A 22225-nucleotide genomic window follows, 5' to 3' on the forward strand; every position below is an offset into this window, starting at 1 on the left:
CAACACGGCTCCGCCCTCGTATCCCTGGTGGCAATAGGCGAAGATGAACGGGTGAGTTTCTGGCCAGCGCCCCATGTCGATGTCCCCGTGCACGCGACCGTGACCTTGCCCGGATCTAAATCCATTACGAATCGGGCATTGATCTTGGCCGCCTTGGCCGATGGTCCTTCCACGCTCTCCGGCGCGCTGCGCAGCCGCGACACCCACCTGATGATCGGTGCGCTGCGCGCGATGGGCGCCGGCATCGAGGGCGACGGCGAGACGCTGACCGTCATCCCGGCCGCACTGACCGGCGGCGCCGTCGACTGTGGGCTGGCGGGCACCGTGATGCGATTCCTGCCGCCGGTGGCGGCGCTGGCGACCGGCGATGTCGCATTCGACGGTGACGAGCAGGCTCGGTCCCGTCCGCTCGGCACCATCCTGGACGCCCTGCGCAGGCTCGGCGCCGATATTGACGGCAAGACGCTGCCTTTCACCGTGCACGGCAAGGGTGCGCTGCGTGGCGGCCGGGTCACCATCGATGCCTCCGGGTCCTCCCAGTTCGTCTCGGGACTGCTGCTGTCGGCGGCCCGGTTCGGCGAGGGCGTGATCGTGCACCACGACGGCAAGGCCCTGCCGTCGATGCCGCATATCGAGATGACCGTGGAGATGCTGCGGCGCGCCGATGTCGCGGTCGAGGCGCCCGCCGACAGCCGCAAGGCGCAGACCTGGACCGTGACGCCGGGCCCGATCCGCGCGGTGGATTGGGATATCGAGCCGGATCTGTCCAATGCCACACCGTTCCTGGCTGCCGCCGCGGTCACCGGTGGCGAGGTCCGCATTCCGCACTGGCCGCGGATAACCACCCAGCCCGGCGACGTGATCCGGGAAATCCTGGTGCGCATGGGCGCCGAGACGAGTCGCTTCGATGGCGTGCTCACCGTGCGCGGGCCGGAGCGGTTGGCCGGTATAGATATCGACCTGCACGATGTGGGCGAGCTGACCCCGACCGTCGCCGCCCTTGCGGCACTGGCGGATTCGCCGTCCTGGCTGCGCGGCATCGCGCACCTGCGTGGCCATGAGACCGACCGGCTCGCCGCATTGTCCACCGAGATCAACCGGCTGGGCGGCAATGTCACCGAGACCGAGGATGGGCTGGAGATCACTCCCGCCCCGCTGCACGGCAGTAGGTGGCATTCCTACGCCGACCACCGGATGGCAACTGCCGGAGCGATTCTAGGGCTGCGGGTGCCCGGTATCGAGATCGAGGACATCGGCACCACCGCCAAGACCCTGCCCGGCTTCGTGTCGCTGTGGGAGCAAATGCTCGACCCGGCGTTCTCGGATCAGGGAGCGGCGCACTGAGGCGGCGCGAGTACGACGAGTCCGACGTCCGGGTGCGCCCGGGTCGGTCGTCGCGCCCGCGCACGAAAACTCGGCCGCAGCACAATGATGCGGAATCCGCGATGGTCGTCGCGGTGGACCGCGGCCGCTGGGGCTGCGTGCTCGGCGGCGACCCGGAGCGGCCAATCGTCGCGATGCGGGCGCGTGAACTCGGCCGCACCCCGATCGTGGTGGGCGACCAGGTGGACGTGGTCGGCGATCTGTCCGGAAAACCCGACAGCCTCGCCCGCATCGTCCGGGTCTCCGAACGCCGAACGGTGTTGCGCCGCACCGCCGATGACACCGATCCCTTCGAACGGATCGTGGTCGGCAACGCCGAACAGCTCTTCATCGTGGTCGCGCTCGCCGACCCGCCGCCGCGCACCGGTTTCGTCGAGCGCTGCATGGTGGCCGCGTATGCCGGTGGGCTGCAACCGATTCTGTGCCTGACCAAACACGACCTGGCCGCCGAATCCGAATTCGCCGCCGCCTTCGACGATCTCGATCTCACCATCGTCTACGGCGGCATCGATGATCCGCTCGAGCCGGTCAACGAACTACTCGACAGCCGCCTCACGGCCCTCATCGGCCACTCCGGCGTCGGCAAGTCCACCCTGGTGAATCGCCTTGTCCCCGATGCGGATCGCGCCGTCGGCATCGTCTCCGGCGTCGGCAAGGGCCGCCACACCTCCACTCAATCCGTAGCCCTCCCGCTGCCCGCCGGCGGCTGGGTCATCGACACCCCTGGCGTCCGCTCCTTCGGCCTGGCCCACATCACCCCCGACGACGTCATCGCCGCCTTCACCGACCTGGCCGTCGCCATCGAAGACTGTCCCCGCGGCTGCACCCATCTCGGTCCCCCCACCGACCCCGAATGCGCCCTCGACCAACTCCCCGGCAAGGAACGCCGAGTAGCCGCCATCCGCCTGCTGCTGGTCGCCCTGAACTCCAACGAAGCCTGGACATCCGGTCGCGAGTCGTCCATCTAATCACCGGAATTGCTCGGCGACGCGCGTGCTGGAGATCAGCGGCGAGCGATGGAGCCTGCCGATCATCCGGGACGCCATCTTCCGAGGACAGACCAAATTCACCGAGTTCCCGCGGCGGCTCGGCATCGCGCCGAACGTGCTGGCCGGCCGACCGCGAGAGTTTCGCGGCGGCGGGTCTGCCGCGAAGTCGGCAAGGGAAAGTTCGAGCAGCGGCATGCCCTGCACCGCCGCGATAAGGCGCCCATGGACTTATGCCCATGGGCGCCTTGACTATTCGATTGGCTGCCGAGCCACCGACCTCAGTGCCTGCGGCGGGTCTTCGGGGCGCGCTTCGGCTTGGCCTGGCCGCGGGCCGCCTCGCGGCGTTCGCGGCGGGTGGTGCCGTCGCCGTATTCCTCGGCATCGTTGTGGACCTCGGCGTGGCCGCCCTCATCGGGGCCCGAGTAGCTGAAGGCGCGGGAGCCCGAACCATCGACTCCCTTGGCGCGCAACGCTGCCGGAGCGCCGTTGGCGAGGGCGGGGGCCTCCTGCGTGGGCAGCGGACGGGGGGCGGCCATGGCGCCGACCGGCGAACGCAGGCCCGCGTCGACCGCGACACCCTCGGGCTGCGGCTGCTGCACCTCGACCTGCAGGTTGAACAGGAAGCCGACCGACTCCTCCTTCAGGCCCTCCAGCATCGCGGAGAACATGTCGAAGCCCTCGCGCTGGTATTCGACCAGCGGGTCGCGCTGCGCCATCGCGCGCAGGCCGATGCCCTCCTTGAGGTAATCCATCTCATAGAGGTGCTCGCGCCACTTGCGGTCCAGCACCGAAAGCAGCACCTGGCGTTCGAGATTGCGCATGCTGCCCTCGCCGGCCAGGCCGTCGATCTCTTCCTCGCGCTTCTCGTACGCGTCGTACGCATCGTCGAGCAGCGCCTCGGAGAGCTCATCCTTGGTCAGGTCGCCGGCATCGCCGACCGAGGTCTCCCCGGTCAGTTCCTTGATGTCCAGACCCACCGGGTACAGCGTCTTCAGCGCGGTCCACAGCTTGTCCAGATCCCAGTCCTCCACGTAGCCCTCGGCGGTGGCGCCGTCGACATACGCGGTGACCACGTCCGTGATCATGTTCTGGACCTGGCCCTCCATGTCCTCGCCACGCAGGATCCGATTGCGCTCGCCGTAGATGATGGTGCGCTGCTGGTTCATCACCTCGTCGTACTTGAGCACGTTCTTGCGGATCTCGAAGTTCTGCTGCTCGACCTGCGTCTGCGCGCTCTTGATGGCCTTGGAGACCATCTTCGCCTCGATCGGCACATCGTCGGGCAGGTTCAGCCTGGTCATGATGGCTTCCAGCGCGGCGCCGTTGAAGCGGCGCATCAGCTCGTCACCCAGCGACAGGTAGAACCGGGATTCGCCCGGGTCGCCCTGACGGCCGGAACGACCACGCAGCTGGTTATCGATACGACGCGACTCGTGCCGCTCGGTGCCGAGCACGTACAGCCCGCCGGCATCGCGCACTGCGTCGGCGTCCTCGGAGGTCGTCGCCTTGACCCGCTCCAGCGTCGGCAACCACGCGGACTGGTATTCGTCCGGCGTCTCAACCGGATCCAGGCCCTCCCTGCGCAGGATGATATCGGTGATGATGTCCGGGTTGCCACCGAGCACGACGTCGGTACCACGACCGGCCATATTGGTCGCCACGGTCACCGCGCCCGGCCGACCGGCCTCGGCGATGATCTCGGCTTCCTTCTCGTGGAACTTCGCGTTCAACACGTTGTGCGGGATGCCGCGCTTGGTGAACTGCTTGGACAGGTACTCCGAGCGCTCGACGCTGGTGGTACCGATCAGCACCGGCTGGCCATTTTCGTGCCGCTCGGTGACGTCGTCGACCACCGCGGCGAACTTGGCCTCTTCGGTCTTGTAGATCAGGTCCGACTGGTCATCACGGATCATCGGCTTGTTCGTCGGGATCGGGACGACACCGAGGTTGTAGATCGAGTGCAGCTCGGCCGCCTCGGTCTCGGCGGTACCGGTCATGCCCGACAGCCTGTCGTAGAGGCGGAAGTAATTCTGCAGCGTGATTGTGGCCAGGGTCTGGTTCTCCGGCTGGATCTCGACCTCTTCCTTGGCCTCGATCGCCTGGTGCATGCCCTCGTTGTAGCGGCGGCCGACCAGGATGCGTCCGGTGAACTCGTCGACGATGATCACTTCGCCGTCGCGGACGATGTAGTCCTTGTCGCGCGAGTACAGCTCCTTGGCCTTGATGGCGTTGTTCAGGTAGCTGACCAGCGGCGAGTTGGCGGCCTCGTAGAGGTTATCGATGCCGAGCTGATCCTCGACGAACTCGACGCCGGCCTCGTGCACGCCGATGGTGCGCTTCTTGATGTCGACCTCGTAATGCAGGTCCTTCTTCAACAGCGGCGCGATGCGCGCGAACTCCGCGTACCACTTGCTGGAGGCGTCCGCGGGGCCCGAGATGATCAGCGGGGTACGGGCCTCGTCGATCAGGATGGAGTCGACCTCGTCGACGACGGCGAAGTTGTGCCCGCGCTGCACCAGGTCGTCGAGCGAGTGCGTCATGTTGTCGCGCAGGTAGTCGAAGCCGAACTCGTTGTTCGTGCCGTAGGTGATATCGGCGTTGTAGGACGTGCGCCGCTGCACCGGGGTCATGCCGGACAGGATCACGCCGACCTCGAGGCCGAGGAAGCGGTGCACGCGGCCCATCCACTCGGAGTCGCGCTTGGCGAGGTAATCGTTGGTGGTGACGATGTGCACGCCTTCGCCGCTGAGCGCGTTCAGGTACGCGGGCAGCACCGAGGTGAGCGTCTTGCCCTCACCGGTCTTCATCTCGGCGATGTTGCCGAGATGAAGCGCCGCACCACCCATGATCTGCACCTTGTAGTGCTTCTGGTTCAGCACGCGCCAAGACGCCTCGCGCGCCACCGCGAACGCCTCGAGCAGCAGGTCGTCCAGCGACTCGCCGTCGGCGTAGCGCTCCCTGAACTCCTCGGTCTTGGCCTGCAGCTCGGCGTCGGTGAGCAGCTCGATCTCCGGAGCGAGCGCGAGGACCTCGTCCGCGAGATGGGCCAGGCGCTTGACCGTGCGACCCTCACCAATCCGTAGCAACCTCGTCAGTGTCAGCGCAGGCACGGGTCTCGTCAGTCCTCTGGTCGGTGTGTCATGGTGTTGTCGGCCTCCGCCCGCGTCAGGCCCGTGTGCGGAGCCCAGTCGGGCCGGTGCGCACGGGCCCGTCGGGTATGACAGGATCCGCAGCACGCTTCATGGTAATGCGGCACCCATGGTAAGCGTCGGCGAGCAGCGTTGTGCTGCCTCACCCCGCCATGTGGTCCCGCCCGTTACTTGTCACCGTACCCGCAGCGCAGCCCATACTCGAGGCGCGGTCGGATCTCACAGCTGGTTGCCAGGGTGCGCGACAGCGGAGACCTCGGAGCTCGACTGCGGCGAACTTTCAGCGAATCGAATTGGTACGGAACCCGTTTCAACCTCGGTATCGTACGATGTAAGTCGTCTATCGCCCCGGCGTGCCAATCGACCCCGGTCCCGGTCTACCCGCTACGTGACGGTATGCGATGACGGCAGGGCAGCGCGGCTCATGTGGAGCAAGCGAGAGTGGCGACCGTCGACCGTGCACAACTCTTCCCCCTGTGATCGAATCGAGTCCCCAGAGCTCGGAGCGGCGCAGCCTGCCATGAAACCGGGCGGGGGTAAAGGTGTGTATAGGTTTCTCTGAACATGCCACAAGGGACGAGGCGATCCGTTGGGTGCGACAACAAGTTGGGTGCGACAACAATAGGCGTTGGACAAGGCTCCGAATAGGAGCAGCGGTGGGATACCGAACCGAAGGAGCACCGGGCAGCGTGATCACGAGATTGACGCCGCAGGACGCGTCGTTCTATCGGCTGGAGTCGAGTAGCAACCCGATCCACATCGGCTCGCTGGCGATCGTCCGAACTGTCGACCCCGCGCACCGGTCCGGGGCGCCGGCGCTGGACTATGACCCGCTGGTCGATCTGGTCGAGAGCAGGCTCTCGCTGGTGCCGCGCTACCGCCGCAAGATCCGCGAGATCCCGTTCGGGCTCGGGCGGCCGGTGTGGGTGGAAGACAGCGCGTTCGACATCACCTATCACGTCCGGCGTTCGGCGCTGCCCGGCCCGGGCACCGACGAGCAACTGCACGAACTGGTGGCCCGGCTGGCCTCGCGTCCGCTGGACCAGACCCGGCCGCTGTGGGAGATGTACCTGATCGAGGGCCTCTCCAACGGCCGCAGCGCGATCTTCACCAAGACGCATTCCGCGCTCGTCGACGGCGACACCGCGCTCGAGATCGGGCACGTGATCCTGGATGCCAGCCCCTCCCCGCGTGGAGTCGCCGACGACGCCTGGGTCGCGCCGCGCGAACCCAACGACAAAGAGTTGCTGGCCGGCGCGCTCACCCACCTCGCGGCACAGCCGCGCGAGGCGCTGGAGGTGTTCCGCGATGCGAGCTCGGGCGCGTTGGCGGTGATCGGCGCCGCGGGCAAGGCCGTCGACTCGGTGGTGTCGGCGGTGCGCGCGGCCGCCAACGGCGCACCCGACAGCCCACTCAACGCCAGGACCTCGCGCAACCGCCGCTTCGACGTGGTGCGCACCGATCTGGAGGACTACCGCAAGATCCGCAAGAAGTTCGACTGCTCGATCAACGATGTGATCCTCGCGGTGGTCACCGGCGCGCTGCGCAACTGGCTGCTCTCGCGCGGCGAGGCGCTGACCGAGTCGACCACGCTGCGTGCGGTGGTGCCGATGTCGGTCTACGTCGAGGGCGTGGACGGCGGGCGACTCGAACCAGCAAGCGAGGTGTCGTCGTTCCTCATCGATCTGCCGGTCGGGGAACCGAATCCGGTGATGCGGCTCTCGCACATCTCGCACGCCACCGAGGCCAACAGCAAACATCGACGCGGAGTCCGGGCCCGCACCCTGGTGCACCTGGCCGGATTTGCTCCGGCCAGCCTGCATGCGATGAGCGTGCGGGCGGCGAGTACGTTCGCAGAGCACACGTTCAATCTGGTGATCACCAACGCACCGGGTCCGCAGACCCCGATGTTCATCGGCGGCGCGCGGATGCTGGAGATGTATCCGGTGTCGCCGCTGCTGCGCAATCAGGCCTCGAGTATCGGGATCACGTCCTACGACGGGCGCGTCTTCTACGGACTCAACGCCGACCGCGACGCGATGGCCGACATCGGCGTGCTGGCCGCGTCGGTGCACGAGTCCATGGAGGAGATGCTCGGTGCCTGTATCTGACCAGAACAAGCTGCGGGTCTACATCCCCGCGACGGTGCCGATGCTGCGCGAACTCGTGGCGAACCGGGAAATTCGTCCGGTCGGCGGCACCGCGTTCGCGGTCACCCCGACGCTGCGCGAGGCCTATGCCTCCGGCGACGACGACGAACTTGCCGAGGTCGCGATGGGCGAGGCCGCCCGTGCCTCGTTGCGACTGCTCGCCGCCGAACGCGAGGAGATCGCCGAGGCAGCGGACACTGATCCCTCGGACAGCGATGCCGACGCCGAACCGGCCGCGCCCAGCCACAGCCCCGTGTACCGGCGCGCGGTGATCTCCGCCGACGTGACCGGCGCGAAACTACGCCCCGACCTCGACGACGCGGTGGTGCGGCTGACGGGGCCGATCAGCTACGACGAGATCGCTTCCGCGCACGTCGATCTGGCCGAGGCTGAGCCCGAGGTCGCCAAGGCGGTCGATGTGGTCGACGCCGCCGACCTCGGTGACACCGACGCCGAGTTCGTACTCGGCGACGCAGAAGATCATCAACTCGCCTGGTACGCCGCCCAGGAACTCCCCTTCCTGCTCGAACTGCTGTAAGACGTTCGAGTTCACTCGGCCTCCCCGCATTCGTAACCTACGATGCCGTAACCTAGCTTTCGAGGCAGCCGTGACAGCGGCCGCCACGACAGGGAGACAAACGGCAGCGATGGTCTTGAAAAAAGAGGCGTTCTCGGTGCGGACTATCCGGGAGTGGCTGGAGGCGCCGGCGGCCGAAGTCGCCGAGCGCGGCGGACGCCTGAACGTGCTGCGTGGCGCCGTAGCCCGCGTCACAACTCCGCTGCTGCCCGACGATTATCTGCATCTGGCGAATCCGCTCTGGTCCGCACGTGAGTTGCGCGGGCGAATCGTCGAGGTGCGCAAGGAAACCTCCGATTCGGCCACCCTGGTCATCAAGCCAGGCTGGGGTTTCGATTGGAAGTACGAGCCCGGTCAGTACATCGGCATCGGCATTCTGGTCGAAGGCCGCTGGCATTGGCGGTCGTATTCGCTGACCTGCCCACCGAATTGGACCGATCCGGAACACGGCGGCAAGCGACTGATCTCCATCGCGGTCAAGGCCATGCCCGAGGGCTTCCTGTCCAGCCACCTTGTCAGCGGCGTGGCCGCGGGCACCATCGTGCGACTTGCCGCGCCGCAGGGCGGCTTCGTGCTGCCCTACCCGCCGCCGGAGAAGGTGCTGTTCCTCACCGCGGGTAGCGGCATCACGCCGGTCATGTCGATGCTGCGGGCCATGGATCGGCGCGACCGGGTGACCGATGTCGTACACGTGCATTCCGCGCGCACCGCCGACGATGTCATGTTCGGCGCCGAACTGCGGGACCTGCACGATCGGCGCCCGAGCTTCTCCTCGCATCTGCAGCTCACCGGCGAGCAGGGCAAGTTCTCGCTCACCAAACTGGACGAGCAGTTCCCCGACTGGCGCGAACGTCAGACCTGGGCATGCGGCCCGGCCCCGATGCTCGACGAGATCGAGCACCACTGGCGTGACGCGGACATCGCCGACCGCTTGCATGTCGAGCGATTCGAGATCGAGCGATCGGCCGTCGGCGAGGGCGGTGTCGCCACCTTCGGGAAGACCGGGCGCAGCGTGGAGGTGGACGGCGCGACCAGCCTGCTGGAGGCGGGCGAATCGGCCGGCGTGCAGATGCCTTTCGGCTGCCGAATGGGTATCTGCCAAACCTGCGTGGTGACAATAACTTCCGGACACACCCTCGACCTGCGCAACGGTGACGAGCGCCGCGAGGGCGACAAGGTGCAGACCTGCATCTCGGCCGCGGCGGGCGACTGCACACTCGACGTGTGAGAACCGGCACCGCGAGCCACCTGAGCTGTAGCCACCGCCAGGTACCCTCGAGGTAATTCCAGCAGCGAAAGGACCCCGGTGGCCATCACCGATATCAAGGCGTTCGCCCATCTCACGGCAGCGGACATCGAAACACTGGGGCAGGAGCTCGACTCGATCCGCCGCTCGGTGGAACTGTCGCGCGGCGAACCTGACGCGAGGTACATCCGACGCACCATCGCCGCGCAGCGGGCACTCGAAGTGGCCGGGCGCGCGCTGTTGTTCGGCAGCCGCAAGCGCTGGGCCTGGCTCGGCGGCACGGCGCTGCTGTCGGTCGCCAAGATCATCGAGAACATGGAGCTCGGGCACAACATCAGCCACGGGCAGTGGGACTGGATGAACGATCCGGAAATCCACTCCTCAACGTGGGAGTGGGATATGACCGGGCCGTCCGCGCAGTGGCGGCGGGCGCACAACTACTCCCACCACACCTATACCAACGTTCTCGGCAAGGACGAGGACCTCGGCTTCGGCATCCTGCGGATGACCCGCGACGAGGAGTGGCGGCCTGTCCACCTCGCCCAGCCTGTTGCGAATCTGGTGCTCGCCGCGACGTTCGAGTGGGGAATTGCCCTGCACGACTGGGACATCGAGAAGCAGCTGTCGGGCACACCGCCCAAGCAGCTGATGTCCGAACCGAACAAGGAGTTCGCCCGTAAGGTCACCCGCCAGGTGGCCAAGGATTTCGTGTTCTATCCGGCCCTGACCGGCCCCGCCTGGAAGAGCACGCTGAAGGCGAACGCGACGGCCAACTTCGTGCGCAACCTGTGGGCCTACGCGGTGATCTTCTGCGGTCACTTCCCCGACGGCGCCGAGAAATTCACCATCGAGCAGCTGGAGGGCGAGACCAGCGGCGAGTGGTATCTGCGCCAGATGCTCGGCAGCGCCAACTTCAAGGCCGGACCGGCGATGGCGTTCATGAGCGGCAACCTCTGCTACCAGATCGAACACCACCTGTTCCCGGACCTGCCGAGCAATCGGTACTCCGAGGTCGCGGTGCGGGTGCGCGAGTTGTGCGACAAGTACGACCTGCCCTACACCACCGGCTCGCTCGGCAAGCAGTACCTGCTCGCCTTCCGGACCATCCACAAGCTGGCGCTGCCGGACCGGTTCCTGCGCCGCACCGCCGACGATGCGCCGGAGACCTCCTCGGAGCGCAAGTTCGCGGGGATCTCGCTGCCCTCGATGCCGACCATGCCCGACACCGAGCGGTGGGTCGACAAGTGGAACGAGACGCATTGGCTGCCGGTGGACCCGGAGACCGGGCGGCGGCGCGGTCTGCGTTCGGCGCTGAACGAGGCCAAGGTGGTCCTGAAGGAGAAGGCCAAGCACGAGAAGGAAGTGCTGCGCGAGGCCAAGCAGGCGCTGCAGGACAAGGCCCGTCAGGAACAGGCCACTTTGCGCCGTAAAGCCATGCGGGAGCGGGCCTTACGCCGGATTCGGCGCAACCGTTGACATAGCATCCCCCAGTCACGATCACAATGGGGGATTTGCCACATTCCCGAGTCGGCCCCCCACAACCTACGGTCTAGTAACTTACGGTACTGTAACCAACATGGCTATCTCGGATGTCAAGGAATACGCACATCTCACCGAAGCCGACGTGGAAGCGCTCGGCGCGGAGTTCGACGCGATCCGCCGCGATGTCGAATCCTCGCGCGGCCACCGCGACGCACAATACATCCGCAACGTCATCCGACTGCAGCGTGCCCTCGAAATCAGCGGCCGCGCCGTGCTTTTCGCCAGTTTCCTGCCGCCGGCCTGGCTGGCTGGCGTCGCCCTGCTCGGCACCGCCAAGATCATCGAAAACATGGAGATCGGGCACAACGTCATGCACGGGCAGTGGGACTGGATGAACGATCCCGAGGTCCACTCCAGCTCCTGGGAATGGGATAACACCGGCCCGTCCAAGCACTGGAAGCAGACGCACAACTACCTGCACCACAAGTACACCAACGTGCTCGGCATGGACGACGACATCGGCTACGGCCTGCTGCGCGTCACCCGTGACCAGCGTTGGAAGCCGTTCAATATCGGCAACCCCGCCTACAACCTGCTGCTGCAGCTGTTCTTCGAGTACGGCGTCGCGGTCCAGCATCTGGAGCTGGGCAAGGTCGGACGGTACAAGGAGGGCACGCCCGAGCGGGCCGAGTTCGAGGTGAAGCGCCGCGAGGTGCTGCTCAAGATCGGCAAGCAGGTCGGCAAGGACTACTTGCTGTTCCCGCTGCTGACCGGGCCCGCGTTCGTCTCGACGCTGACCGCGAACATTGCCGCGAACATGGTCCGCAATGTCTGGACCAACGCGGTGATCTTCTGCGGGCACTTCCCCGACGGTGCGGAGAAGTTCACCAAGGCCGATATCGAGGGCGAATCCAAGGGCCAGTGGTACCTGCGCCAGATGCTGGGCAGCGCCAACATTTCCGGCGGCCCGGTCCTGCATTTCATGACCGGTAACCTGAGCCACCAGATCGAACACCACTTGTTCCCGGATCTGCCGAGCAACCGGTACTCCGAGATCGCGGTGCGGGTGCGGGAGCTGGCCGAGAAGTACGACCTGCCCTACACCACCGGTTCGCTGCCGGTGCAGTACTTCAAGGCCTGGCGCACCATCCTCAAGCTGGCGCTCCCCAACAAGTACCTGCGCGCCACCGCCGACGACGCCCCCGAGACCGCGTCGGAGCGCAAGTTCGGCGGCGACATCTACCCGACGATCGACCCGGTCACCGGCAAGCGTCGCGGCCTGCGCACCGCACTGACCGAAGGTCGGCGCCGGTTCGCGCGGCGCGCCCTGTCCATCGGCTGACCCACCGGACCGGCGGGGTGATTCCCGCCGGAATGGGCCTGGTTGACTGGGCCCGTGTCTGCTGCTCATCTCAACGTTTACGACGCCATCCGACTCCGCCGCGACGTGCGCGCGGAATTCACCGGGGACGTCGTCGACGATGCCACGCTGTGGCGCATTCTCGACGCCGCGCATCGCGCACCGAGCGTCGGGAACTCGCAGCCGTGGGACTTCGTAGTGGTCCGCGAGCCCGCGACGCTGCGGAAGTTCGCCGATCATGTCGCGGACAAGCGCGTCGAGTTCCGCGACGGGTTGCCGCCGGAGCGGGCCGCCACGTTCGAGCCGATCAAGATCGAAGGCATCACCGAGAGCGGCACCGGCATCGTGGTCACCTACGACCACGACCGCGGCGGCCCGCAGGTACTCGGCCGCGCCACCGTCCCCGAAACCGGTATCTACTCCGCCGTTTTGGCGATCCAGAACCTCTGGCTGGCCGCCACCGCCGAACACATCGGGGTCGGCTGGGTCTCGTTCTACGACGCGGACTTCCTGACCGACCTCGTCGGCCTACCCGACGGCATCCGCCCGGTCGCCTGGCTCTGCATCGGCCCGGTCCACGAATTCCAGCAGGTTCCCGACCTGGAACGCTTCGGCTGGCGCAGCGGCCGCCCACTGAGCGAGGCCGTACACAGAGAAACCTACCGAGCCTGATGTCCTGCACCCGCGAAGGCACTGCGGCTCAACAGGTTCCGCTGGCATGCCGCTGAGATCAGACGCGCTCGAGGACCGCGGAGGCCCCATGCCGCCCGCGGCGCAGATGCCGAGCAATGCCCCGTTCTTGCCGGTGCGGGCGAGTTCGTTGGCCATGGTGGTGACCATGCGGGCGCCGGTGGCGCCGAAGGGGTGGCCGAGGGAGACCGACCCACCGTGCACGTTGAGCGTGTCGATATCGACCTCGCCGACGCCGGTGTCACGGTCGAGGCGGGTCTTGGCCCATTCGTCGGCGAAATCGTCCTGGTCGGCCCGGCTGGTCCCGTGGATACGGGCCATCTTCTCGGCCGACTCACCCATCACCTCACCGGTGGTGCGCTCGGCGATCTTCGGCCGACTCGGTAGCAGATCGGTGAACGGCGCGAGCTTGATCGCTCAGTGCTCGGGCTGTGGATGGCCAAGCACGACTGCGATGTGATCGTGTACGGCGGGGACACCACCGAATGGCATGCCGAGCACATCATCGTGCACGAACTCGGGCACATGCTCCCTCGGCCACGGGCCACAATCATCCGGCGCCGAGCACACCCCCACGCAGACCTTCGCCGCGATCGCGGATCTGCTCCCTTCGATCTCCCCGGAATCCATCGCGCACGTCCTCGGCCGCAGCGACTACGAATCCACTCGCGAACGCGATGCCGAAACCTTCGCCATCCTGGTGATGTTGCAGGCGATGCGCCCCCAGCGCCGAGAATCGTTGCTGCACAAGACGTTTTTCCGCGATCTACGCAGTTGACAGAAGAACCCGGCCGACGCTGTCGAGCACCGGCCGGGAGCGCTTTTTCTACGCGAGCCGGATGAGGCCGTAGTCGAAGGCGTGTCGACGGTAGACAACCGACGGTCGGTCGGTCTCTCGGTCTTGGAAGAGGAAGAAGTCGTGGCCGACGAGCTCCATCTGGTAGAGGGCGTCGTCGACGGACATCGCGATGGCGGTGTGCACCTTGGTCCGGACGATGTGGCCGGGACCGGCCGCGTAGTCCGCGGCGTCCGAAGACTCGGGGGCACGGCGGGCATCACCTTCGGGATGATCGTGTGCCGCAGTAGATCCGTCGGTCGGAATGAACAGCGAGTCATCGACCAGGTCCGCGGTGGCCTGGGCAACCGACACGGGGGTCTTGTCCCCGTAGTGCACCCGGCGCCGATCCTTGGTGCGGCGCAGCCGGCTCTCCAGCTTCGCGGTCACCGACTCCAGCGCGGCGTAGAAACTGTCCGCGCATGCCTCGGCCCGGACGATCGGGCCCTTACCGCGAGCGGTGATTTCGACCCGCTGGCAGCTCTTGCGCTGGCGACGATTGCGTTCGTGGAACAGCTCGACGTCGAAAAGGAAGATCGACGGATCGAAGCGTTCGAGCCGGGAGAGTTTCTCCGCGACATAGATTCGGAAGTGATCAGGCACCTCGACGTTTCGACCTTTGACAACGACGTCCGCACTAGGGGTCCTAGGTCGGTCGGCTGAGGGTTGCTCTGTCGTATCAAGGGTGCCGGAATCCAGCACCTGAGAATCGGCATCTTTCACTGCAGGTCGTGAAGAAGTCGTCACGCGTACCTCCCGGATATGGCCGCACAGACCGATTGTGCGTGCGGCGGGATTGAGCCGTGCCGATCGAGGAATCTCTCGGCACGTGTTGTCCGAGGCGCCACCTCCAAACTCCCGGTTCGGTGTGTGTTCGCGACGCTAGTACGCCAACGGACGGTCCGCCAGTGTTCATGCAAATTTTCCGGAGTCAAGCCGCACATGTCACCAACACGGCACGTACGGGCACTCCGATCTCGGCTAGCGCACGGACCGATTCGCGGGCTGTCGCGCCGGTCGTCAGCACGTCGTCGACCAGCACTACCTCGGCATTCGGTGGAATTTCGACACCGGTGCGATCTTCGGGTACGGCACTGATCCGACCGTGCAGATTGAGTTGTCGCTCACTCGGTGTCAAGCCCACCGAATCTCGCACTCCCCACCACACCCGTACCAGCGGTACCACTCGGCAATTGGGCAGCCACCTCGCCGCTACCCGCGCCACACGCACCACCGGATCCCCGCCCCGCCGTCGTGCCGCCGCCGCTCGACTCGGCGCCGGAACCAACACCAGCGGTCGATTCCCATCCCGCAACCGCGCCAGCCCACCCGCCAACGCCAGTCCGAGCGGCTCCGCCACATCGCGCCGCCCGCGTTCCTTCGCCGCGAGTACCGCGCGCCGCCCCGGCCCCGCGTATCTACCGAGCGCCCAGCACGGCACCCCGGGATCGGTGCGCGGCCATACCCGTACCGGCCCGCGGGCGAGCGACGTCGTGCAGTCGGCACACCAGCCGACCCCGGCCGCACCGCACCCGGCACACGCCACGGGCAGCACCAGATCCAGCAGTGTCCGCATCGCCCAAGTGTGCACGCGCCCACCGACAGGTTCGATCGGCCTGCTCAGGCGGCGAACTCCCGGCGCCTCCGCGGCGCGACAATCGGGACCGTCCACCAATTCCGCTCCAGCAAGACCAGTTACGCCATTACTCGGCGCGCTCAGCCAGGCAGGATCGGGACGGCATTCGCGCCGAGGCCAAGCACCTCGCGCCAGTAGGGCTCGCCACCGCTCGAATTACTGGTCAGTTCCAGCACCGCGCGCGAATCGGCGACGTATTGGTGATCTGGTGAGGCGCTGACCAGCCGCACCGGCGGCGTCAGGTTCTGGCTTGTCTGCGGGATCAGCAGGGAACCATCCAACGACACCGTGCTCACCGGGTCGACATTGCCTTCGCGCGCGATGAGCAGAGTGTCACCGCCGAGCCAATCCACCGATACGGCTGCCGTACTCAGGCCGACGCCCACCGGAAACGGAGAGGCCAGCGCGTAGCGGCCGTTGGGCTGCGGAACGACGACCGCGATATAGACCTTGCCGCCTGCGATCAGCGCGGCCCGCACCCCGGTTCGGGCAATCCGCAGTTCGGTGATCGGCAGTCGGAGTGCCGGACCGGGAATCGCCGCGGTCAGCGCCGAGATGTCAACGTCCTGCACCGAGACGGTTCCGGTGGCACGGTCGTTGACCGCGCGGATCACCCGTTCCCCGTCGATGACCGCCCACGCCGCACTGCCGTCGGAATTCCAGGAGGGCCTGCTGATGGTGGTTCCCTCGGCGACCGGGAACGCACTGCCCCCATAGCTGCCGATCATCAACGTGCGCGGCGGCTCCGGCGGCGGCCGCCCGGCATCGGCGACGGCGGCGACGAGTTGCCCGTCCGGCGAAAGACCAACCGACTGCAGGTTGTTCACGGCGCCGAAGTAACCCGGCGGGGTGACCATGCCGTCCCCGGTGACCTGCACCAGGGATCCGTTGCGCAGGGCGTGCAGCCCGATCCGATTCTGCGTGTGTACCGACAAGCTGAGCTGCTCGACGTCGGCCACCGACCAGCCGTTAGCGGCGAACCGATCGTCCAGCGGTTTGCCGTCGGCCAGCAGTATGTACGGGCCGAGGACGTCGGCGCCCGCCAGGGTGAGGACCACCTGCCCGGCCAGTAGTTCGCGATCCCGTGGCGACAGGTTGGCGGCGCCGGCGAAGTCGATGCGCACCCCGCCGAGCCCGACACCGACTTCACCTGGATCGTTGCCCGCCTTGGTGATCGGGCCGTGCAGCGCAACCGGCGGCGCGAGCTCGTTGCGCACTACGCCGGCCAACGCGGGCTGGCTGCCCTCGTTGAGCAGGCTCAGCAGCCGCTGGGCGAGCTGATTCTTGGCCACCGAGATCCAGCGCACATCGGGAACCATGGTGCTGCTCGACGGGTCGATGAAGTTCAGTACGTAGCGCCGATAGGACTTGGCGAAGGCAGTTTTCTCCATCACCACCCCGTCTGGCAGTTGATCGATCCGCCACTCCCCGTCGACCTTGGTCATCTCGATCTTGTTCTCGAGGGGAGGGCCCTCGATGGCCCGGTACGAGCCGTCGGGTTCGAGTTCGCCGACCTTGGCCGCCCGGATGACGTAGGTGGCCTTGTCACCCGACCGGGATTCGCGCAGCGTGTCCGCCTTCTCCACGATCAGCGTGCTCACCGCGTCGTCCCACTTCGCCGCCGCCGCAGTCGTCATGTACTGCCGGGCCGCCAGGTGCCGGTTGGTCGGGTCCGCAGTGGCCTGCAGGAAATCACGCAACAGCAGGTCCGGATCGCGGCCCGCGATCGGCGGCGGCGGTCCCTCGGTGGTGGGTTCGCGATTGATGGTGCCGAGTGCCTGTGGCGCGGAGGATTCCGGCAGACTCGCGCACCCGGTGAGCACCAGCGACGTCACCACGGCAGTCACGCCGAGCGCAGCCAGCCGGCGCAACCTCGGATACCTCGCCCGCATCCTCATGACTGTACGTCTCCGCTCTTGCCGAACAGGGTGTCCCCCGGCTGCCCCGGTTCGGTGCCTCCGGCATCGGCGGAATCGTCTACCCCGTGCGATCCAGCACCATTCGTGCCCTCGGCGTGTTCGACCGAATCTGTTCGTTCGGCGGACTCGGCCCGTTCGACCGACGCGACGGGCGGCGCCGACTCGGCGCCATCGGCCGCCACCGGATCGACCAACCGCATCTGCGGATGCTTACGCAGCGCGGGTTCCAGCGGCAGCGGGCTTGCACCGAGCTTCTTGCCTCGCACCAACGGCAGCGTCAGCCGGAAGCTGGCGCCGATCCCGACCTCACCCCACGCCTCGAGCTTTCCCTCGTGCAGGTTCGCGTCCTCGACGCTGATCGACAGACCCAGTCCGGTACCGCCCGAACGGCGCATCCGCGACGGGTCCGAGCGCCAGAACCGGTTGAAGACCAATTTCTCCTCGCCGGGCCGCAGGCCGACGCCCTGATCGCGGACGATCACCGCCACCGCGTTGACATCGAGATCCCCGCGCATCCGGATCAGCACCGGCTTGCCCTCGCTGTGGTCGATCGCATTGGCGAGCAGGTTGCGCAGCACCCGCTCCACCCGGCGCGGATCGACCTCGGCCACCAGCGGCTCCTCCGGCAGATCGATGACGACCTCCACCCCGGCTTCCTTGGCCAGGTGCCGGACCGTGGAGATGGCCGCCCGGGCGCACATCCGCACGTCCAGGGATTCGACCTGTAGTTCCGCGACACCGGCATCGTGGCGGCTGATCTCGAGCAGATCGTTCAACAAACCCTCGAACCGGTCGAGCTCGGTGACCAGCAGTTCGGCGCTACGGGCCAGCGCGGGATCGAGGTCGTCGCTGCTGCCGTGGATCAGATCGGCCGCCATACGCACCGTGGTCAAGGGGGTCCGCAGCTCGTGGCTGACATCGGAGGTGAACCGACGCTGCAGATTGCCGAACTCCTCGAGCTGGGTGATCTGGTTGGACAGACTCTCGGCCATCTCGTTGAAGGCCTGGGCCAGCCGCGCCATATCGTCTTCGCCGCGCACCAGCATGCGTTCCTTGAGCCTGCCGTCGGCGAAGCGACCCGCGATTCGGGCGGCCGAGCGGATCGGCAGCACGACCTGCCGGGTGACCAGCGCGGTGATCGCGCCCAACAGGACCAGCAGCACGATGCCGCCGATCATCATGGTGCCGCGCATCAGCGACAGGCTGCGTTCCTCGTTGGACAGCGGGAAGATCAGGTAGATCTGCAGCGTGGGAATCTCGGCGCTCGGGCTGCCGATGATCAGCGAGCGGCCGTGGTATCCATCCGCGTCCGACACCGTGGCGAACTGATAGCTGACCTGGTTGCGCTCGACGAATCGACGCAGTTCCTCCGGGACCTCCTGAATCGGGCCGGTCGAGATCTGCTGCAGCGGTGTACCGCCGACAATGCTCAGTGCCGAGTCGAAACTGCCTGCCGCACCGGTGGATTGGCCGGTCCCGCCGCGATTGGAGAGCGCGTTGCGGGCGTCGGCGAGGCGCTGCTGCTGGGTGCCGATATCGTGCACCCCGGCGAGCTGGCTTTCCACCGTGTTGCGGGCACGGTCCATCTCCTCGACCGCCGCGTTGATCTTGGCGTCCAACAGGCGGTCAGTGATCTGACTGGTCAGCACCACACCGAGGATCGTGATGACGATCAACGACAGGGTTAAGGTCGAGACGATGACGCGCAGTTGCAGCGAGCGACGCCACAGATGACCAAGCGCGCTGCCGACCTCCTTGAACCAGGCCACCACCGGCGCGAGCGATCGTTCGAGACGCTGGGCCACCCCTCCCGGGTCGCTCGAACGATCAGCATCGCCTTCGATCACGGGGGTCCGGCCTTGTAACCGACGCCGCGGACGGTAAGCACGATCTCCGGGTTCTCCGGATCTTTCTCGACCTTCGCACGCAGTCGCTGCACGTGCACATTGACCAGTCGGGTATCGGCGGCATGCCGGTAGCCCCAGACCTGCTCGAGCAGCACTTCACGGGTGAACACCTGGCGTGGCTTGCGAGCCAGCGCGACCAGCAGGTCGAACTCGAGCGGCGTCAGCGAAATCTGCGCGCCGCCGCGGGTCACCTTGTGCGCGGGCACGTCGATGACGATGTCCGCGATGGACAGCAGCTCGGCGGGTTCATCCTCGGTGCGGCGCAGGCGGGCGCGCACCCGGGCGACGAGCTCCTTGGGCTTGAACGGCTTGACGATGTAATCGTCGGCGCCGGATTCCAGACCGAGCACGACGTCGACCGTGTCGGTCTTGGCCGTGAGCATCACGATCGGAACCCCGGAATCGGCCCGCAGCACGCGGCACACATCGATACCGTTCATACCGGGCAGCATCAGGTCGAGCAACACAAGATCGGGGCGGATCTCGCGAACCGCCGCCAGCGCCTGCGTGCCGTCGCCGACCACATGCGGGTCGAACCCTTCCCCGCGCAAGACGATCGTGAGCATCTCAGCGAGCGCCATATCGTCGTCGACGACCAGAATCTTCGGCTTCATAATTACTATGGTGTCATCTCTCCGGCTCGGATCGGGCCGCCACGCCAACACTCGTGGGATCCCGCGGCACATCCAACCTTATCGGCCTGCGATTTCAGCCAGTCGCGAGGCCAATGAGGCCGGATCGTCATCGGATCGGTATGTCCACCATGGCCCATACCAGTCACGTTCAGCCAGCCCACGGTATACCTCGCCGGTTCGGTGCTGCAGCCCGCCATCGCGTTCGTAGGCATCGAGGGCGCGGCTGGTGTCGAGTTCGCCTCGCCTGCGCGCCCGTTCGGCCGCGACCTCGGTGGGCACGTCCAGCAGTAGCTGCACCCGCGGCACCGGAAGTGCGAACCGACCGAACTCCAATTCGCCTACCCAGCCGACGGTTTCGCCGTCGGCCGACTCGTGCAGGCGAGCCGCCGAATAAGCCGCGTTGGACGCAACATACCGGTCCAGAATCACAATGTCGTTGTCGACCAACAGTTTCGCCAGCTCGTCGCGCGCACCGGCCCGGTCCAGAGCAAACATCAGCGCCATCCCGTGTACCGAGGCGGCGAGATCGCCGTGCGCGCCACGCAGCGCCTCGGCGGCGAGGTCGGCGTGCACCGACCGGCCGTAGCGCGGAAAGGCCAAGGTGTCCGCCCCCAGGCCGCGGTCGCGCAGCGCGGCGGCGACGCCATCGATCAGCGTCCGTTTGCCCGCACCGTCCAGCCCCTCGACCGCAATCAGCGCACCCATGGCAGGCAGGGTACGCAACGACGCCGCCCCGCCGCCCCCGAGGGTCGGCGGGAAACAGGTCATTTCGTCGTGGCTCAGTACCGGTAGTGCTCCGGCTTGTACGGGCCATCGACATCGACACCGATGTACTCGGCCTGATCCTTGGTGAGCTTGGTCAGCGTGCCGCCGAGCGCCTCGACGTGAATGCGAGCGACCTTCTCGTCCAAGTGCTTCGGCAGCCGGTAGACCTCGTTGTCGTACTCCTCCGGCTTTGTCCACAGCTCGATCTGCGCGATCACCTGGTTGGAGAAGCTGTTCGACATCACGAACGACGGGTGGCCGGTGGCGTTGCCGAGGTTAAGCAGACGACCCTCCGACAGCACGATGATCGACTTGCCGGAGTCCTTGAACGTCCACAGGTCGACCTGCGGCTTGATGTTCAATTTCGTCGCGCCAGAACGCTCCAGCGCCGCCATGTCGATCTCGTTGTCGAAGTGACCGATATTGCCGAGGATGGCCTGGTTCTTCATCGCCTTCATGTGCTCGAGGGTGATGATGTCCTTGTTGCCGGTCGAGGTGATGACGATGTCGGCGTTAGCGATCGCCTGCTCGGCGGTGACGACGTCGTAGCCGTCCATCAGCGCCTGCAGCGCGTTGATCGGGTCGATCTCGGTGACCTGCACCCGAGCGCCCTGTCCCGCAAGCGATTCCGCGCAGCCCTTGCCGACATCCCCGTAGCCGCAGATCAATACCTTCTTGCCGCCGATGAGCACATCGGTACCGCGGTTGATGCCGTCGATCAGCGAGTGCCGGGTGCCGTACTTGTTGTCGAACTTGCTCTTGGTGACCGAGTCGTTGACGTTGATGGCCGGGAACACCAGTTCACCCGCGGCGGCGAACTGGTAGAGCCGCAGCACGCCGGTGGTGGTCTCCTCGGTGACGCCCTGCACCGAATCGGCGATCTTGCCCCACTTGGTCTTGTCCGTCTCGAACCGCTCGCGCAGCAGGTTCAGGAAGACCCGGTACTCGGCGGAGTGGTCCTCGTCCTCCGGCGGCACCACGCCCGCCTTCTCGAACTGCGCGCCGCGCAGCACGAGCATGGTGGCGTCACCACCGTCGTCGAGGATCATGTTGGCGGGCTCGCCCGGCCAGGTGAGCATCTGCTCGGCGGCCCACCAGTACTCCTCCAGGGTCTCGCCCTTCCAGGCGAAGACCGGGGTGCCCTTGGGTTCGTCCACGGTGCCGTTCGGGCCGACGACGATGGCCGCGGCGGCGTGGTCCTGGGTGGAGAAGATGTTGCAGGAGGCCCAGCGCACCTCGGCGCCGAGACTCATGAGGGTTTCGATCAGCACGGCGGTCTGGATCGTCATGTGCAGCGAACCGGAGATCCGCGCGCCCTTCAGCGGCAGCACCTCAGCGTATTCGCGGCGCAGCGCCATCAGGCCGGGCATCTCGTGCTCGGCGAGGCGGATCTCCTTGCGGCCGAATTCGGCCAGCGACAGGTCGGCCACCTTGTAATCGATGCCGTTGCGGACATCGGCGGTCATGGACGTGCGGGCGGGAAGTTCTGAGGTCGTCATCTG

The 22225-nt window shown here is 66.6% G+C and carries 18 protein-coding genes and 1 pseudogene; 10 read left to right on the forward strand and 9 right to left on the reverse strand.

Annotated features, from left to right (window positions below; translation table 11 throughout):
• The first annotated feature begins 51 nt into the window (after positions 1–51).
• Positions 52–1344, forward strand: coding sequence for a 3-phosphoshikimate 1-carboxyvinyltransferase (gene aroA, locus ACV7NQ_RS09710; RefSeq protein WP_463359320.1), 1293 nt, complete (start codon positions 52–54; stop codon positions 1342–1344).
• Entirely contained in the window at positions 1293–2351 is a 1059-nt protein-coding gene (gene rsgA, locus ACV7NQ_RS09715) for a ribosome small subunit-dependent GTPase A (protein WP_463359321.1), read from the forward strand. The genes aroA and rsgA overlap by 52 nt, the downstream gene beginning before the upstream one ends.
• A 299-nt stretch (positions 2352–2650) precedes the next feature.
• Here the strand turns inward: rsgA and secA are convergent, their stop codons facing one another.
• Positions 2651–5482 carry a preprotein translocase subunit SecA gene (gene secA / locus ACV7NQ_RS09720; RefSeq protein ID WP_463359322.1) on the reverse strand — a complete coding sequence of 944 codons (2832 nt, stop codon included), beginning with the start codon at positions 5480–5482 and terminating at the stop codon, positions 2651–2653.
• A 728-nt stretch (positions 5483–6210) separates the two neighbouring features.
• On the opposite strand from secA, the gene ACV7NQ_RS09725 reads away from it, so the two are divergent.
• The 6 genes from ACV7NQ_RS09725 (at position 6211) to bluB (ending at position 13008) form a co-directional block, all read left to right on the forward strand.
• Positions 6211–7632 (forward strand): WS/DGAT/MGAT family O-acyltransferase, encoded by a 1422-nt coding sequence (locus ACV7NQ_RS09725; RefSeq protein ID WP_463359323.1) that lies wholly within the window; start codon positions 6211–6213, stop codon positions 7630–7632.
• Between the two features lie 40 nt (positions 7633–7672).
• Positions 7673–8209 (forward strand): DUF6912 family protein, encoded by a 537-nt coding sequence (locus tag ACV7NQ_RS09730; RefSeq protein WP_463365600.1) that lies wholly within the window; start codon positions 7673–7675, stop codon positions 8207–8209.
• A 109-nt stretch (positions 8210–8318) separates the two neighbouring features.
• Entirely contained in the window at positions 8319–9476 is a 1158-nt protein-coding gene (locus ACV7NQ_RS09735; RefSeq protein ID WP_463359324.1) for a ferredoxin reductase, read from the forward strand.
• 78 nt (positions 9477–9554) lie between these two features.
• Positions 9555–10970 (forward strand): fatty acid desaturase family protein, encoded by a 1416-nt coding sequence (locus ACV7NQ_RS09740; protein ID WP_463359325.1) that lies wholly within the window; start codon positions 9555–9557, stop codon positions 10968–10970.
• 100 nt (positions 10971–11070) lie between these two features.
• Positions 11071–12318, forward strand: coding sequence for a fatty acid desaturase family protein (locus tag ACV7NQ_RS09745; RefSeq protein WP_463359326.1), 1248 nt, complete (start codon positions 11071–11073; stop codon positions 12316–12318).
• Between the two features lie 54 nt (positions 12319–12372).
• Complete coding sequence (bluB, locus tag ACV7NQ_RS09750; RefSeq protein WP_463359327.1) at positions 12373–13008, forward strand: 5,6-dimethylbenzimidazole synthase; 636 nt, start codon at positions 12373–12375, stop codon at positions 13006–13008.
• 58 nt (positions 13009–13066) lie between these two features.
• Here bluB and ACV7NQ_RS09755 read toward each other — a convergent pair.
• Positions 13067–13296: pseudogene (locus ACV7NQ_RS09755) on the reverse strand (acetyl-CoA C-acyltransferase); the annotation flags it as partial.
• Here ACV7NQ_RS09755 and ACV7NQ_RS09760 point away from each other — a divergent pair.
• Together ACV7NQ_RS09760 and ACV7NQ_RS09765 are read left to right on the forward strand one after the other, a co-directional pair.
• On the forward strand, positions 13225–13413 hold the full coding sequence (locus ACV7NQ_RS09760) for a hypothetical protein (RefSeq protein WP_463366105.1): 189 nt from the start codon (positions 13225–13227) through the stop codon (positions 13411–13413). The pseudogene ACV7NQ_RS09755 and the gene ACV7NQ_RS09760 sit on opposite strands and share 72 nt — an antisense overlap.
• Before the next feature lie 103 nt (positions 13414–13516).
• Entirely contained in the window at positions 13517–13804 is a 288-nt protein-coding gene (locus ACV7NQ_RS09765) for a hypothetical protein (RefSeq protein ID WP_463359328.1), read from the forward strand.
• 48 nt (positions 13805–13852) lie between these two features.
• Here ACV7NQ_RS09765 and hpf read toward each other — a convergent pair whose 3' ends face one another.
• From hpf to ahcY, 7 genes are all read right to left on the reverse strand, one after another.
• Complete coding sequence (gene hpf, locus ACV7NQ_RS09770) at positions 13853–14560, reverse strand: ribosome hibernation-promoting factor, HPF/YfiA family (protein ID WP_463365601.1); 708 nt, start codon at positions 14558–14560, stop codon at positions 13853–13855.
• 232 nt (positions 14561–14792) lie between these two features.
• On the reverse strand, positions 14793–15437 hold the full coding sequence (locus tag ACV7NQ_RS09775) for a ComF family protein (RefSeq protein WP_463359329.1): 645 nt from the start codon (positions 15435–15437) through the stop codon (positions 14793–14795).
• 140 nt (positions 15438–15577) lie between these two features.
• Positions 15578–17395, reverse strand: coding sequence for an MtrAB system accessory lipoprotein LpqB (lpqB, locus tag ACV7NQ_RS09780; RefSeq protein WP_463359330.1), 1818 nt, complete (start codon positions 17393–17395; stop codon positions 15578–15580).
• On the reverse strand, positions 17392–19221 hold the full coding sequence (mtrB, locus tag ACV7NQ_RS09785) for an MtrAB system histidine kinase MtrB (RefSeq protein ID WP_463359331.1): 1830 nt from the start codon (positions 19219–19221) through the stop codon (positions 17392–17394). The genes lpqB and mtrB overlap by 4 nt, the downstream gene beginning before the upstream one ends.
• A gap of 38 nt (positions 19222–19259) precedes the next feature.
• Complete coding sequence (gene mtrA / locus ACV7NQ_RS09790; protein ID WP_069163595.1) at positions 19260–19937, reverse strand: MtrAB system response regulator MtrA; 678 nt, start codon at positions 19935–19937, stop codon at positions 19260–19262.
• A gap of 78 nt (positions 19938–20015) precedes the next feature.
• Positions 20016–20663, reverse strand: coding sequence for a dTMP kinase (locus tag ACV7NQ_RS09795; RefSeq protein WP_463365602.1), 648 nt, complete (start codon positions 20661–20663; stop codon positions 20016–20018).
• A gap of 74 nt (positions 20664–20737) precedes the next feature.
• Complete coding sequence (gene ahcY / locus ACV7NQ_RS09800) at positions 20738–22222, reverse strand: adenosylhomocysteinase (RefSeq protein WP_463359332.1); 1485 nt, start codon at positions 22220–22222, stop codon at positions 20738–20740.
• Between the last annotated feature and the right edge of the window lie 3 nt (positions 22223–22225).

It is taken from the genome of Nocardia sp. Tas62D01 (assembly GCF_055232035.1).